Source organism: Streptomyces sp. NBC_01477 (genome assembly GCF_036227245.1).
Taxonomy (GTDB): Bacteria; Actinomycetota; Actinomycetes; order Streptomycetales; family Streptomycetaceae; genus Actinacidiphila.
In genome coordinates this window covers 5149034-5163938 of the sequence record NZ_CP109445.1, presented here as the reverse complement: position 1 = coordinate 5163938, position 14905 = coordinate 5149034, and the positions used below count along the sequence as shown (strand labels likewise).

General features: G+C 72.4%; 10 protein-coding genes. 8 read left to right on the top strand and 2 right to left on the bottom strand.

Annotated features, from left to right (window positions below):
• The first annotated feature begins 2 nt into the window (after positions 1 to 2).
• The 3 genes from OHA86_RS21840 (at position 3) to OHA86_RS21830 (ending at position 5016) form a co-directional block, all read left to right on the top strand.
• Positions 3 to 470 carry a hypothetical protein gene (locus OHA86_RS21840; RefSeq protein WP_329177767.1) on the top strand — a complete coding sequence of 156 codons (468 nt, stop codon included), beginning with the start codon at positions 3 to 5 and terminating at the stop codon, positions 468 to 470.
• A gap of 245 nt (positions 471 to 715) precedes the next feature.
• On the top strand, positions 716 to 2458 hold the full coding sequence (locus OHA86_RS21835; RefSeq protein ID WP_329177766.1) for a TIGR03767 family metallophosphoesterase: 1743 nt from the start codon (positions 716 to 718) through the stop codon (positions 2456 to 2458).
• Between the two features lie 173 nt (positions 2459 to 2631).
• The gene (locus OHA86_RS21830) at positions 2632 to 5016 is read left to right on the top strand and encodes a glycoside hydrolase family 95 protein (RefSeq protein WP_329177764.1); all 2385 of its coding nucleotides are present in this window, start codon (positions 2632 to 2634) and stop codon (positions 5014 to 5016) included.
• Positions 5017 to 5047: 31 nt separating this feature from the next.
• Here the strand turns inward: OHA86_RS21830 and OHA86_RS21825 are convergent, their stop codons facing one another.
• Positions 5048 to 6010, bottom strand: coding sequence for a LysR family transcriptional regulator (locus tag OHA86_RS21825; RefSeq protein ID WP_329177763.1), 963 nt, complete (start codon positions 6008 to 6010; stop codon positions 5048 to 5050).
• A gap of 122 nt (positions 6011 to 6132) precedes the next feature.
• On the opposite strand from OHA86_RS21825, the gene OHA86_RS21820 reads away from it, so the two are divergent.
• Positions 6133 to 6945: an inositol monophosphatase family protein gene (locus OHA86_RS21820; RefSeq protein WP_329177761.1), complete on the top strand. Its 813-nt coding sequence runs from the start codon at positions 6133 to 6135 to the stop codon at positions 6943 to 6945.
• Between the two features lie 75 nt (positions 6946 to 7020).
• On the top strand, positions 7021 to 7650 hold the full coding sequence (locus OHA86_RS21815) for an NADPH-dependent F420 reductase (RefSeq protein WP_329177759.1): 630 nt from the start codon (positions 7021 to 7023) through the stop codon (positions 7648 to 7650).
• Positions 7651 to 7679: 29 nt separating this feature from the next.
• On the opposite strand, the gene OHA86_RS21810 is transcribed toward OHA86_RS21815, so the two are convergent.
• Positions 7680 to 10610, bottom strand: a complete 2931-nt coding sequence (locus tag OHA86_RS21810) for a glycoside hydrolase family 3 C-terminal domain-containing protein (protein WP_329177757.1) — start codon at positions 10608 to 10610, stop codon at positions 7680 to 7682.
• A gap of 512 nt (positions 10611 to 11122) precedes the next feature.
• Here OHA86_RS21810 and OHA86_RS21805 point away from each other — a divergent pair.
• Genes OHA86_RS21805 through OHA86_RS21795 form a run of 3 tightly spaced genes read left to right on the top strand, consistent with a single transcriptional unit; the run spans position 11123 to position 14820 of the window.
• Positions 11123 to 12811, top strand: coding sequence for an ABC transporter substrate-binding protein (locus OHA86_RS21805; protein WP_329177754.1), 1689 nt, complete (start codon positions 11123 to 11125; stop codon positions 12809 to 12811).
• 30 nt (positions 12812 to 12841) lie between these two features.
• Positions 12842 to 13873 (top strand): ABC transporter permease, encoded by a 1032-nt coding sequence (locus tag OHA86_RS21800; RefSeq protein WP_329177752.1) that lies wholly within the window; start codon positions 12842 to 12844, stop codon positions 13871 to 13873.
• Positions 13870 to 14820 carry a carbohydrate ABC transporter permease gene (locus tag OHA86_RS21795; protein WP_329177750.1) on the top strand — a complete coding sequence of 317 codons (951 nt, stop codon included), beginning with the start codon at positions 13870 to 13872 and terminating at the stop codon, positions 14818 to 14820. Before OHA86_RS21800 ends, OHA86_RS21795 begins: the two co-directional genes overlap by 4 nt.
• The last annotated feature ends 85 nt before the right edge of the window (positions 14821 to 14905 follow it).

Sequence of the window (14905 nt, the reverse complement as noted above, 5' to 3'; positions counted from 1 at the left end):
GTGTGGAAGCGATATGGACGAGTGTCGTGGCCGTCGCCGGGACGCTGCTGGGGTCGGTGATCACCTACGCCTTCCAGCAGCGGGCGAACCTGCGCAGTGAGGTGTTCGCCCATTCCGAGGCGCTGCGACAGGAACGCATGGCCGCGTACAGCGCGTTCGCGGCGGCCGTGGAGGACTACCGGCACGGGCAGGCGACCCGCTGGTACCGCCGGCTCGACGGCCCGGGCGGTGCGGAGTTCGGCGCGGCGCGGGACGAGGCACACCGGCTGCGGACCGTCGCCCGGCAGGCGCTCTACCGGGTCAAGCTGCTCACGGACGACCCGGAGGTGACCGCCGCAGCCGAACAGGCGTACCGGGACACGTGGGACGTGTCGAACGCGCGGGACCAGCCGGGCCACGACCAGCGGGACGACCGGGCGAGGCAGGCCGTCGAGGCGTTCGTCTCCCGCGCGGCACCGCTGGTCCGCTGAGCCCAAGGGCGGTGATTCGGGGCGGACTTCCGCGGCCCGGTTGCTCCCCGCCGGGGGGCCGATGCGGTCGCAGCACGCGGCGGCGCCCCGGCGGGCCGCGACGGACGTAAGGCCAACCGCCGCTGTCTCGTTACGACTTGTTCACGTCACGTCCAGCGCCTGCCATGATGCTGACGCACGTCTCATTACCAGCCGGTAGAGCCACCGAGCCGGTAGGACGACCGACCGCGTCAGGAGATCTCTGCATGCCCTCTTACAGCAGGCGGCAGTTCGTCGCCGGAGCAGCCGCCGTCGCCGCGGGACTGACCCTCGCCGACAGCCCGTACGCCTCCGCCGCCGCGCACGACCGCGCCCTGGCCGCCACCGCCGCCCGTGCCGTACGGGTCGAGGGCACCACCCTCGAACAGGTCGCGACCCCGACAGGCCCCGGCCCGTACGTCAGGCTCCAGGCAGGACCGGGCTGGCCGCTGGTGGTGCGCTCCGAGCTGGCCGCGGGTGCGGCGGGGCGGGACGACCGGCGTACCGGGCTCGGCTCCTTCGTGCAGTTCACCGACCTCCACCTGGCCGACACCGAGTCGCCGGTCCGCTTCGAATACCTGGCCCCCTACATCGGCTCGGCGCACCGCCCGCACGAAGCGCTGACCGTACGCGGCGCCGCCTCGCTCGTGGAGCGGGTCAACTCCCTGTCCGGCGGCCCCTACACGGGCAACCCCTTCTCGCTGGTGATGGCGACCGGCGACAACACCGACAACCACGAGCTGGTCGAACTCGACTGGTACCTCTCGGTGATGAGCGGCGGCGCCATCACCCCGTCGACCGGCGACCTGACCCGCTACGAGGGCGTGCAGAACTCCGGCTCCGCCGCGTACTGGAATCCCGAGTCGTCCTTCCAGGACAGCTACAAGACCGCGGGCTTCCCGCAGGTCCCCGGCTTCCTGTCCGCGGCGGGCCGCCCCTTCACCGCACCGGGCCTGCGCACCCCGTGGTACACCACGGTCGGCAACCACGACGACAGCATCGAGGGCACGCTGCCCGACGTCGGGCTGCTCAAGTCCCTCTACACCGGCGGCAACAAGATCGAGGGCGTCGACTCGGCGACCGCCGCGAAGCTCGCCGACGCCATCCAGCACGACCCGGCCTCGGCGGTCCTGCTGCTGGGCCAGCTCCTCACCGGCGGCGGCCCGGTGCGCCACATCACCCCCGACGCCCGCCGCGCCCCCTTCACCCCGCAGCAGTTCGCCGCCGCGCACCTCAACTCCGGCTACACCGGCGCGGGTCCGTACGGCCACGGCTTCACGCAGGCCGCGGCCTCCAGCGGCAAGCTCTACTACACCTTCCCGGTCGCCGAGGGCGTCCTCGGCATCAGCCTGGACACCACCAACCGGGCCGGCTGGGCGGACGGTTCCATCGGCACGGCCCAGCTCAACTGGCTGGAGTCGGTGCTCCAGTCGTACAGCACCCACTGGTACGACTCCTCGGGCAACGTCGTGCGCCGCGGCTCGCAGGACCAGTACGTGCTGATCTTCAGCCACCACACCAGCACGACGATGGGCAACACCCTTCCCGACCCGTACCACCTGCTCGAAGGCCGGCACACGGGAGCCGAGTTGGTGACGCTGCTGCAGCGCTACCCCAATGTGCTGGCCTGGGTGAACGGCCACACCCACGCCAACCAGATCACCCCGCACGCGCACGCCGTCGCCGAGCGCTCCTTCTGGGAGATCAACACCGCCTCCCACGTGGACTATCCGCAGCACGCCCGGATCATCGAGGTCGCCGACAACGCGGACGGCACGCTGTCGCTGTTCACCACGCTGATCGAGTCCGCGGCGCCCTATCCCACGGACGCGGGCGACACCTCCGAGCGCGGCCTGGCCGCGCTCTATCGCGAGCTGTCCTTCAACGACCCGTACGCCACGCCTGCCGCGAAGCTGGGCGCTTCGGCGGACCACAACACGGAGCTGCTGCTCCGCCGCCCTGGCAGCTGACCCGAGCCTCCAGGGGGCGCCCCCTGCCGCAGAGGGGAGCCCCGTAGGGGCGCCCCCTGCCGCAGAGCCGAGCCCCGCAGGGGGCAGCCTCTGCCGCAGAGGGCCGGCCACCGCGGCAGGCGGTAAGGTCCGGGGTGGCTGGGGAGCTGACCTGGACAAGGTGCGTACGCGACATGCAGCCGACCTCCCCCTTCTGGTACGACCGCCCCGCTCTCCGCTGGGCGGACGGCATCCCCGTCGGCAACGGCCGGCTCGGCGCCATGCTCTGGGGTCCCCCGGAGGAACAGCGCTTCTCGCTCAACGAGGACACCTTCTGGTCGGGTCCGCCGACCGCCGAACCCCCGGCCGTACCCGCGGGCCTGCTCGCGGACGTACGCGCCGACCTGCGGGCCGGGCGTCATGTGGCCGCCGGGGAACGGCTGAAAGCCGCGCAGGGGCGCAGCGCTGAGGCCTTCCAGCCGATCGGTGACCTGGTCCTGCGGATCTCCGGTGGCGCCGAAGGCGGCAGTCTGCGCAGGGAGCTGGACCTGCGGGCGGGTGTGGCCCGCCAACTCGCGTGCGGCGTCGCCCAAGAGGTGTGCGCGGACACCGCGACCGGCCTGCTGCTGATCCGGCTGCGCACCGGCCACCCGGCCGGCCTGGACGCCGAGCTGTCCTGGCGCACACCCCAACTCCGCAGCCGGGTACGGGCGCTGGGCTCCGACGCCCTCGCCCTGCTGCTGACCGCCCCCTCCCACGTCGGCGACGACGCCCGGCGCCGCCCCGTGGTCGAGCACGGCGACCCCGCGATGGCCGCCGCCGCCCTGGCCCGGGTCCGCTGCGAAGGCGGCGACGTCACGGTGGACGGCGACCGGCTGCGGCTGCGCGGAGTGCGCGCGTGCACCGTGCTCGTCGACGTACGCACCGGCTTCGCGGGCCGGGACCGTACCCCGGGCGGCGACCCGGAGGAGTGCCTCGGCCGGGCCGCCCGCGCGATCGAGGCGGCCCAGGACCGCCCCTGGGCGGAACTGCTCGACACGCACACCGCCGCGCACCGCGCCCTGATGGACCGGGTACGGCTGCGGCTCCACGACGTGCCGGAGCCGGACCCCGCACCCCGCGACGTACAACCGCACGACCTGCCGGAGCCGGCCCCCGCACCCCTCGACGCACAACCGCGCAACACACCGGCCCCCCTCGACGTACGGCTGCGCGCCTCCGCCACCGGGGACGGTCCGCGTGACGAGCAACTGGCCTCGCTGCTCTTCGACTTCGGGCGTTACCTGCTGCTCGCCTGCTCCCGCCCGGGCACCCAGGCGGCCCATCTCCAGGGGCTGTGGAACGACTCGGTCACCCCGCCCTGGCACTGCGACTACACCGTCAACATCAACACCCAGATGAACTACTGGCCCGCCGAGAGCACCGCGCTGCCCGAGTGCCATCAGCCGCTGATCGACCTGGTCGCCGACCTCGCCGCCGCGGGCACCGGCGTGGCCCGCGCGCTCTACGGCACCGACGGCTGGACGTGCCACCACAACACCGACCTGTGGCGGGCGACATGGCCGGTCGGGGAGGGCAACGACGATCCGATGTGGTCGAGTTGGCCGCTCGCGGGCGCCTGGCTCTGCCTGCACCTGGCCGAGCACTGGCGCTACGGGCGCGACGCCCGCTTCCTGCGCGAGCGCGCCTGGCCGGTCGCCGCGGGAGCCGCCCGCTTCCTGCTCGGGCTGCTCACCGAGGACGCCGACGGCCACCTGGTCACCGCTCCCGCCACGTCCCCCGAGAACCGGTTCGCGACGGCGGACGGCCCCGCGTCCGTGGACCTCTCCACCGCCATGGACCTCACGCTGGCCCGGGAACTCTTCGGCTTCCTCACCGAGTCCGCCGCCGACGCGGGTCCCGCAGCCGACCCCGCCCTGCTCGCCGCCATCGCGGCGGCCCTGCCGCGGCTGCGCCCGCTCGCCGTGGGCAGCCGCGGCGAACTCCTCGAATGGCACACCGAGCGCACGGAGACCGAGCCGCACCACCGCCATGTGTCCCACCTGGTCGGCCTCTACCCCGGCAGCGCCCTCGCGGAGCCGCGGCTGCGGGCGGCGGCCCGGCGCAGCCTCGATCTGCGCGGCGACGAGGGAACGGGCTGGTCGACGGCGTGGAAGATCGGCCTGTGGGCCCGCCTCGGCGACGGCGCCGCGGCCCACCGGCTGCTCGGCGTGATGCTCCGCCCGGTCGGGTCGGACGAGGAGGGCGGCGGCGTCTACCCGTCCCTGCTGTGCGCCCACCCGCCCTTCCAGATCGACGGCAACTTCGGCGCGACGGCGGCCATCGCCGAGCTACTGCTCCAGTCCCACACCGACGTCCTCGACCTCCTGCCCGCCCTCCCCCCGGCGTGGCCGGCCGGCGAGGTGACCGGCCTGCGCGCCCGCGGCGCCGTCACCGTCGAACGCCTCGCCTGGTCGGGCGGCACCCTCGGCTCGGCGACGCTGCGCGCGGAGCGTGCCACCACCGTCACCGTCCGCTGGCCGGGCGGCACCCGTACGCTCGCGCTGCCGGCGGGCGCCCCGTACGTACTGCGCCCCTGACACGCACCGGGCCGGGCGGCGCGCCCGTACGTCAGCTCCCCGCCCCGGAAGCCCCAAAAGCCCCGGGCGCCCCCGGCTCCCCGGACACCCCCGGCGCCCCGAACACCGCGGCGATCGCCTCCCGGACCTGGCCGCGCAGCCACCGGTGGGCGCGGTCGTTGTCGTAGCGCTGGTGCCAGGTCAGGTACAGCGGGATGGCCGGCATCTCCAGGGGCAGTGGGAGCGTCAGGAGGCCCAGCTCGTGGCGGGCGGCACGCGTGGCCGCCTCGGGGACCGTCACCACCAGGGCGGCGCCCAGCGCGAGGTTCAGGGCGGCGGCCACGCTCGGGACCGCGGCGAGCACGCTCCTTTCAAGGCCGAGGCCGCCGAGTACGTCGTCGACCGGGTCGCGCAGCCGGCCGCGGCGGGAGACGGTGGCGTGCTCGGCCGCCGCGTAGCTCCCCGCGGTCAGCGGCCCGGCGGCGAGCGGGTGGCCCGGGCGTACCGCGACGACCAGGCGGTCCTCACCGACCAGGTGGTGGCGGACGTCCGGTACCGACGGCACGGCGGAGCTGGACTCCAGGTCCACCTCGCCCCGGCGCAGCTCGGGTGTGTCGGAGCCGGACTCGGCGACCAGGCGCAGCCGCGCGGCCGGCGCCTGCCGGTGGACGGCGGCGAAGAGCGCGGGGCCGCACGCGGTGGCGAGCACATCGTGCAGGCGCACCGTGAACACCCGTTCCAGCGTGGCCAGATCGACCTCGCGCTCCGGGGACAGCACGTCGTGCACCTGCTGCACGAGGTCGTGGACCCGTTCCTGAACGGACTGGGCGTAGGCCGTGCGGACCATCGTGCGCCCGGTGCGTACCAGGATCTCGTCGCCGGTGGCCTTGCGGATACGTCCCAGGGACCGGCTCATCGCGGGGGCGGTGACGTGCAGGCGGGCTGCCGCGCCGGCCACGCTGCCCTCTTCCAGCAGCGCGTCCAGCGCGGTGAGCAGATTCAGATCCAGTTGCATGAGGGTAATCCTACGAGTGCATAGCATGCACTTGCTGTTAATCCTCACCCTGCCTACGGTCGAAGCAAGACGGCGAAGCACGCGGAATCCACCGCTTCGTCCCGATCCTCCAGGGAGCCCCCATGTCCGCCACCACGCCCTCGGACCTCGACCGCACCCTCCTGCCGCAGGTGACCGCCGCGGTCCAGGCCGCCGGAGTGACGCTGCGCGAGCGCTACACGGAGTACGCCCGCGGCGCCGACCTCGACGCCATCACCGAAGAGATCCACGCCAACGACGAGGCCGTCCTCGACGTGCTGCGGGAGCCGCTGCTCGCCGCCCGGCCCGGATCGCGCTGGACCGAGGACGAGCTGGCCGGGGGCGCGCTGCCGGCCGGCGAGTGGTGGGTCGTCGACCCGGCTGAGGGCAACATCAACCACGTCCACGGCATGCAGGAATGGGCGGTGACCGCGACGCTGGTGAGCGACAACCGGCCGGTGCTGACCGTCGTCCACCTGCCGCTCACCGGCGAGACCTACACCGCGGTCGCGGGCCGCGGCGCCCTGCTCGATGGCGCGCCCCTGCACGTGTCGGCCAAGACCGACCTGGGCGCGGCCCTGACCGGTACCGGCCAGGCCAGGCCCGGCGAGGACGAGCGGACCTTCCGCCGGATCGGCGACTCGGTGACCGCGATGCTGATCAACGGGCTGGTCGTCCGGGTCTCGGTGCCGGCCACCCTCCAGCTGATCCACGTGGCCGCGGGCCGGACGGACGCCTTCTGGCAGTTCTCCGACGTCCGCTCGGGCCTGGTGGCCGGCGCCCTGCTGGTCGCGGAGGCCGGCGGCACCGTCACCGACACCAGGGGCGAGCCCTGGACCCCGGCCAGCAGCGACTTCCTGGCCGCCGCCCCCGGCATCCACGCCGCCGCCACCGAGGTCCTCGCCCCGATCGTCTGACCTGCCCCTCCCCCCTGCGCCCGGCGCCTCCCGCGCACCCGGCACACCTCCGTACACCCGAAGGAGCACTTCGCCATGACCACCATCGCCATCCTGGGCGCCGGCCGCGTGGGCGGCAGCCTGGCCCGCAAGCTCGCCTCCGCGGGACACGACGTCGTCGTCGGCCGCCGGCACCCCGGCGAGGAGGCCGGCGACCCGTCGGTCCGGGTCACCGACCAGCGCACCGCGGCCCGCGAGGCCGGGATCGTCATCAACGCGACCCCGGGAGACACCTCGCTCGACCGGCTCTCGGACCTGCGCGCCGAACTCGCGGGCACGATCCTCGTCGACGTCTCCAACGCCACCCGCGACGCCGCGGACGGCCTGCCCGGGGATCTCGTCTACCCCGACGGCAGCCTGGCCGAGCGCCTCCAGCGCGCGCTGCCGGAAACGCGGGTGGTCAAGACCCTGAACACCATGCTCTTCACGGTCATGACCGACCCCCGCTCCCTGTCCACCCCGCCCACCGCCTATCTGTCCGGCGACGACGACACCGCGAAGGACGAGGTCAAGGGCCTGCTCGCCGACCTGGGCTGGCGGCCGGAGTGGATCGAGGACCTGGGGGACGTCAGCACCGCCCGGGCGGCCGAGGCGCTGGTCCTCCTGGTCCCGCACATCCTCCGGCGCCGGGGCTTCCACCCGTTCGCCGTGTCGCTGGCGCGCTGACGTCCCCCGCGCCGCGCCGCGCGTGCGGCTCAGGCGTCGAAGCGGAAGGCCCTGACCCGCTGCTCCCCCCGCAGCACGAGGCGCAGTTCGTGGACGCCCGACGTGGCGGCGGGCAGGTCCGCCCGGGCCGTGGTCCAGGCGTACCGCGCTCCCGTCGAGGGCACGGGCACGGTGGCCAGCAGGGTGGCGCCCGCCCAGACCTCCAGGCGGGCAGGCCCCTCCGCGGTACGGGAGACCTCGGCGGTGAACGTACGGGCGCCGTCCAGGTCGGCGGCGCGGTAGTGCAGGGTGCCGGACGGGCCGGACGGGGTGACGGCGTCGCCCTCGGTGGGGGTGGCGTCCACCAGGATGACGTCGGCGTAGTCGTCGAAGTCGACGGCGCGGACCGGGCGGCCGACGACCTCGCGCGGGGCGGGCGGCGGCCCGCTCACCGTCAGGGGCGCGGACAGCGGGAGGTCGGCGGCCGAACGGCCCACCAGTACCTCGTAGTTCCCCGCCTCGACGGTGAAGTCCCCGGCGGACACCGACCAGTGGGCGAGCGCGTCGGCCGCCAGCGGGAAGCCGACCCGCGCCGACGCGCCCGGCGCGAGGCGCACCTTCCGGTAGCCGGCCAGCTTGAGCCGCGGCGCCTCGTAGCCGACGGCACCCACCGCCCGTACGTACAGCTGCACCGTCCCGATCCCCTGCCGCGTACCGGAGTTGGTGATGGTCACCGTCGCCGTCGCGGTGCCGTCCTGGGGGATGCGGGAGCGGTCGAGGGCGAGGTCGGTGAGGGCGAAGTCGGTGTAGGACAGGCCGTGGCCGAAGGCGTAGAGCGGGGCGGCGCGGTGGTACTGGTAGGTCCAGCCGGCCTTGATGATGTCGTAGTCGAGCCGGCCGGGCAGTTCGTCGTCGGCGCGGTACCAGGTCTGCGGGAGGCGGCCCGCCGGGTCGGCGTCGCCGAGCAGCACCGCGGCCAGGGCGCGGCCGGTCTCCTGGCCGCCGTGCGAGGTCCACAGCACGGCGGGCACATGCGCGTCGGCCCAGTCGACCGCGTAGGGGTAGCTGCTCATGACGACGAGCACCGTCTCGGGCCGCGCGGCGACCACCTCCCGCAGCAGCCGTTCGTGCGCGGGCGCCAGGGTGATGCCGGCCCGGTCCTGCGTCTCCCGCCCGTTGATGTGCGGGTCGTTGCCGACGACCAGCACGACGGCGTCGGCGCCCCCGGCCGCCGCGACGGCCTCGGCCACGCCGTCGCGTACGACGGTCCGCGTGAAGCGCTCGGCGCCGGACGCGTCCGCCGCCGCCATCGTGACGGCGCCGCTCGCCGGGTCCAGTACGGCGTAGCGCCCGCTGCACACCGACCGCAGCGCCTCCGTACCGTCGCCCTGCGGCTCAAGGCGGAAGGTCTCGTGCACGTCCCAGCCCGCGGGCTGTACGCGGTCGGCCGCGAGCGAGCGGTCCTCGTCGACGAGCCCGGCGTAACGGCCGGTCCGCGCATTGCGCAGGGTGAGGATGCCGAGGTCCCAGTCGAAGAGGTCGAACTGCGCCGCCTCGTCGCCGACTTGGGTGTCGGCCACGACAAGGCGGGCGTCCGCCCCCGCTGCGGTGAGCAGCCCGCCGGTGGAGGCGGCCCGCAGGGCGATACGGTCGACGCCCTCCACGACGGTGGTCTCGCCGCCCCGCGCGCCCACCGCCAAACGCAGCCCGTCCGCGGCGGTCACCCGGTAGGGCATCGTGCCGCTGTACCAGTCCTCGAAGAGGCTGTCGGCGAGCGGCCCGACGACCGCGATCCGCCGGCCGTCCGCGGCCAGCGGCAGCAGCGAGCGGTCCGGGTCGGCGGCGCCCGGCCCGTTCTTGAGCAGCACGATCGACTCGGTGGCGGCCCGCAGCGCGAGCGCCCGGTGCCCGGGCGAGTCCACGGCCTCCCAGCCGGTGTCCGCGTACGGCCCCTGGCCCGGGTCGAATTCGCCGAGGCGGAAGCGGATCGACAGCTGGCGGCGTACGGCCCGGTCGATGTCGGCCGCGGTGAGCAGCCCGCGTCCGAGGGCCTCGCTGATCCGGCCGAAAGTCGTGGCGGTGTCCTCGCCGTGGTCGGTGAAGGAGTCGATGCCGGCCTTGAGCGCGGCGGCGTGCGAGGCGGCGTGGTCCTCGAAGTAGTGCTCGGGATCGACCAGGTTGGAGGGCGCCTCGGCGTCGCTGACCACGAACAGCTCGTGCCCGGTGGGCTCGGCCCAGCGCCGCAGCTCGCTCTCCAGCAGCGGACTGACGTGGCAGGGGCGGCCGTTGACCAGGTTGTACGCGGCCATCACGCCGGTGGCCGAGCCCGTGGCGACGGCCTGCCGGAAGGCCGCGAGGTCGTACTCGTGCAGCACGCGCGGGCGTACGCCCGAGGACGTGGTGGTGCGGTCGTCCTCGTTGTTGTAGGCGAGGAAGTGCTTGAGGATCGGGGCGGTGCGCAGCTGCTCCGGGTCGTCGCCCGACATGCCGCGGCAGAAGGCGTCCCCGAGGCGGGCTGACAGCAGCGCGTCCTCGGAGTAGCCCTCCTCGTTGCGGCCCCAGCGCGGGTCGCGCAGCAGATTCACCACCGGCGCCCACGCCTGGAGGCTGTGCCGGCCGGCGCCGAGGGCGGGCGCCCGGTGGTGGTGGAAGGCCCGCAGTTCGGTCGAGGTGGCGGTGCCGACCGCGTGCAGCAGTTCGTCGTCCCAGGTCGCGCCGAGGCCGACGGCCTGCGGGAAGGTGGTCGCGGGGCCGAGCCATCCGACGCCGTGCAGCGCCTCGGTGCCGGTGCGGAAGGGCCGCATGCCGAGCCGCGGCACCGCGGGTCCGTACTGGTGCAGCATCGCGATCCGCTCGGCGGGCGTGAGCCGGGACAGCAGATCGTCGACGCGCTCGCCCAGCGGGAGGGCGGGATCGCGGAACGGCGGCTGGTCCGCCGGCGGCTCGGCTGGCAGCTCGGCGGGCACGGAGACGGTACTCACAGCGGGAAACCCCTTGCAGAGTGCGGCGGTTGGCCGGCGTCGGGCACGGGCGGTACGTGGCGGGACAGGGCGTGACGTGGCAGGTCGTGCCACGTCATGGCGGGTCGTGGGCGAGTGCGGTGCGGTACGCGGCGGGTGCGGGGCCGGACGCGGCGCGTACGGGACCGGTCCGACGGTGGCGTACGCACCGACAGGTGAAACGCTTCGACGCTGACATGCGGATCGCGGCCGTGTCAACCGCGTCACCAGGAGCGATCGTTCACCGGACGGAGATCCACCCCGCGCCGTAACCCCAGCCTCTGAACAGGCAATACGTCACCATGACCAGCTCAGCAGCGCCCAACAAGTCTTTTTGCGCAACCACTTGTCGAAGTGATAGCGCATCGTTACTCTCGCGGCAGCGTCGAAGCGCTTCGATTGATGCGGACGGCATCCGCCGCTGCGACGCCCAGGACTTCTCCCACCTGCACGACGCTCGTCACGGAACCTCACAGGCGAAGGGCCGCCCCATCATGAGCATCGAGTTGAACCGCAGATCCTTTGTGAACGGCGCGGTCGCCGTCGCCGGAGCTGCCGCCGTGTCCCCGCTGCTCGCAGCGTGCGGCGGGGGCGGCAGCAGCAAGCGGAAGGGCGGCACGAACACCAAGAAGGGCACGGCCTCCGCCCTGCCGAGCTACGTGCCGAGCAATGCCGTGCGGGCCGATATCGCCTCGACCAGCGGTGCGGGCAGTTCGCTGACCGACCCGGGATTCCTCAAGTACCCGGCGAGCCCGGTCAAGTCGGTGGCCGCGGTCCCGGGCGCGGGCGGCCACTACACCGCGGTGACGCCGCTGTGGGGCACCATTCCGGATCCGGGCAACAGCTTCTACGACGCCATGAACAAGGCCCTGGGCGCGACGCTGACCATGAAGCCCGCCAACGGGAACACGTACAACACCTCGATCCCGACCCTCACCGCCGCACGCAAGCTCCCCGACTGGGTGCAGTTGCCCGGCTGGTGGAACGCGAACTTCAACGTGGGCGCCCTGTGCGGCACCCAGCTCGCGGACCTCACCCCGTACCTGGCGGGCGACAAGGTCAAGAAGTACCCCAACCTGGCCGCGCAGCCCACCGGGGCGTGGACGGCAGGGATCTGGGAGGACAAGCTCTACGGCATACCGACCTTCGCCAGCGGCTTCGCCCTGCCGGGGCAGTACTACTACCGCGGCGACATCTTCGAGTCCCAGGGCATCAACGCCGACGATGTGAAGTCCTGCGACGACTTCCTGGCCCTGGGCAAGGAGTTGACCAGCGCCAAGTCCAACGTGTGGGCCTTCGACGACATGTGGGCGTACATCTTCCAGATGTTCGGCTTCTCGCAGAAGTTCACCGTCACGGGCGGCAAGCTGGTGCACAAGTACGAGCAGCCGGAATTCATCGAGGCGCTCAACTGGTGCTACAAGCTGGCCAAGTCGGGCTACGTCCACCCCGACGCGCTGGCCGGCAACAACAACGACGCCAAGACCCGCTTCTACGCGGGCAAGGTGCTGATCACCGCCGACGGCCAGGGCGCCTGGAACGAGGCGGACGCGCAGGCCGGGCTCGCCGCGGACAAGGCCTACCGGCGGGCGTCCTTCAAGCCCTTCTCGGCGGACGGCAGCTCGGCCCCCAAGCTCTTCCTCAACGCGTCCGCGGGGATGTACAGCTACCTCAACATCAAGCTCAAGCCGGCCCAGATCGAGGAGTGCCTCAGGATCGCCGACTATCTGGCGGCCCCCTACGGCAGCGCCGAATACACCCTGGTCAACTACGGCGTCGAAGGCGTCGACTACACCATGGGCGCCAACGGCCCGACGCCCACCAAGTCGGGCATCGCCAATGTCCAGGCGCAGACCTATCCCTTCCTGGCCACCCCGGTGAACGTGATCTCGAACCCGGACTTCCCGCAGCTCACCAAGGACCGCTGCGCGTGGAATTCGGCCGCCGCCGCGTACGCGTACAAGCCGGTGTTCTGGAACATGAACATCACCGTGCCCAAGCGCTACGCGACCGCCGACGCGGGCCAGGCCGTCGAGGACACCATCAAGGACGTCTACCACGGCATCAAGCCGGTCTCCTCCTTCCAGGACGCGCTCAGCACCTGGAAGGGCAGCGGCGGCGGCGACGCCCTCGTCCAGTGGTACCAGACCGCCGTCATGGACAAGCTCGGCACCGGTCAGTAGGCCAGGCCGGAACGCCGCAGAGGAGGAACGATGGCGTCGACCGTCGCCGAACAGGGCGAGGACGAGGACGAGCAGGACCGGCGGGAAGCAGCGGCCGGCGACGGCGGTACACCGGTGAGCGGTACGGCGGCGGGCGGGCGGGCCGCCGAGCGGCGGATCAGCTGGCGGATCCGGCTGCGCCGGGACAAGTCGCTGATCCTGATGACGCTGCCCGCCGTGGCGCTGCTGCTGGTCTTCAACTACCTGCCGATGGTCGGCACCATCACCGCCTTCCAGTACTACGACCCGCTGGACGGGATCACCAACAGCGAGTGGGCGGGGCTGGCCAACTTCCGCCAGCTGTTCGGCGATCCGCTGTTCTGGCACGCGATGGAGAACACCCTCTACATCAGCGCGGTCCAGCTGGTGCTGTTCTTCCCGATCCCGATCCTGCTGGCGCTGCTGCTCAACTCGGTGCTCAACTCCCGCATCAGATCGCTGATCCAGGCGATCACCTTCCTTCCGCACTTCTACTCCTGGGTGCTGGTCGTCACCCTCTTCCAGCAGATGATCGGCGGCGCGGGCCTGCTCAACCAGTTCCTGCGCGAACACAACGCCGGCACCTGGGACTTCATGACCAACCCGCACACCTTCTCGCTGCTGGTCACCTCGCAGGTGGTCTGGAAGGACGCCGGCTGGGGGATCATCGTCTTCCTCGCCGCGCTGTCCGCGATCGACCAGAACCTCTACGAGGCCGCGGCGGCCGACGGAGCCGGGCGCTGGCGGCGCATGTGGCACATCACGCTGCCCGGCATGCGCGGGGTGATCGTGCTGATGCTGGTGCTGCGGCTGGGCAACGCGCTGTCGGTCGGCTTCGAGCAGCTGCTGATCCAGCGGTTCGCCGTCGGGCACGACGCCGCCGACGTCCTGGACACCTTCTCCTTCTACTACGGCATCGGCACCCAGAACTACAGCTACGGAGCTGCCGCGGGCATCTTCAAGAGCGTCATCTCACTGCTGCTGATCTGGGGCGCCAACAAGCTGGCCCACCGCTTCGGCGAGGACGGACTGTACCGGAAATGACCACCCTCACCGCACCCCCCGCCCGCGGGCGCAGCCGTCCGCGCAACCCCAACCGCCCGGCCTGGGAGGAGCCGCCCACCGCGGTCGGCCAGACCGCCAAGGGGCTCACCCTCGGCACAGTGGTGCTGCTCATCATCGTCCCGGTCTACTGCGTGGTGCTGACCAGCGTCTCCACCCCCGGCGCGATCAACCGGGCCGGCGGCCTGGTCATCGTCCCCGACGGCATCACCTTCGACCCGTACAGCACCATGCTCAGCGGCGGCCCGGTCCGGCGGGCGCTGCTGGTCACCTTCGGCATCACCGCGGTCGGCACGGTCCTGTCGATGGTCGTCTCGGTGCTGTGCGCCTACGGCCTGTCGCGCTCCCGGTCGCTCGGCCACCGCTTCCTGCTGATGGTCCTGGTCGTCACGATGTTCGTCAGCGGCGGCCTGATCCCGACCTTCCTGGTGGTCAGCGAGCTGGGCGGCTACGGGAAATACTGGTCGCTGATCCTGCCGAGCGCGGTGAGCGTCTTCAACATCCTGGTCCTGCGCGGCTTCTACTCCAGTACGGCCGCCGAACTCATCGACGCGGCAAGGATGGACGGCGCGAGCGAGTGGCGCATCCTGTGGTCGGTGGTGCTGCCCACCTCGCGCGCGGTCACCGCGGTGATCACCCTCTTCTACGCGGTCGGCTACTGGAACACCTTCTTCAACGTGATGCTCTACCTGCCGACCGACAGCCAGAAGTGGCCGCTGCAGTACGTGCTGTACGAATACGTGAACCTGGGTATGAATATGCCGGGTCAGGTGAATTCGGGATTCGGTGTGTCGGGCCACTCGCAGACGGCACCGCTGTCGCTGCAGATGGCGGTCGTGGTGATCACGCTGCTTCCGATCATGCTGGTCTTCCCGTTCATGCAGAAGCACTTCGCGAAGGGCATGCTTACCGGGGCGATCAAGGGGTGACCGCGGTCCGCGAAGCCGCGGACCGCCATACGGACAGGGCCGGTCCCGCACGCCCATCCCCCGCTGCGTGACGGGACCGGCCCCC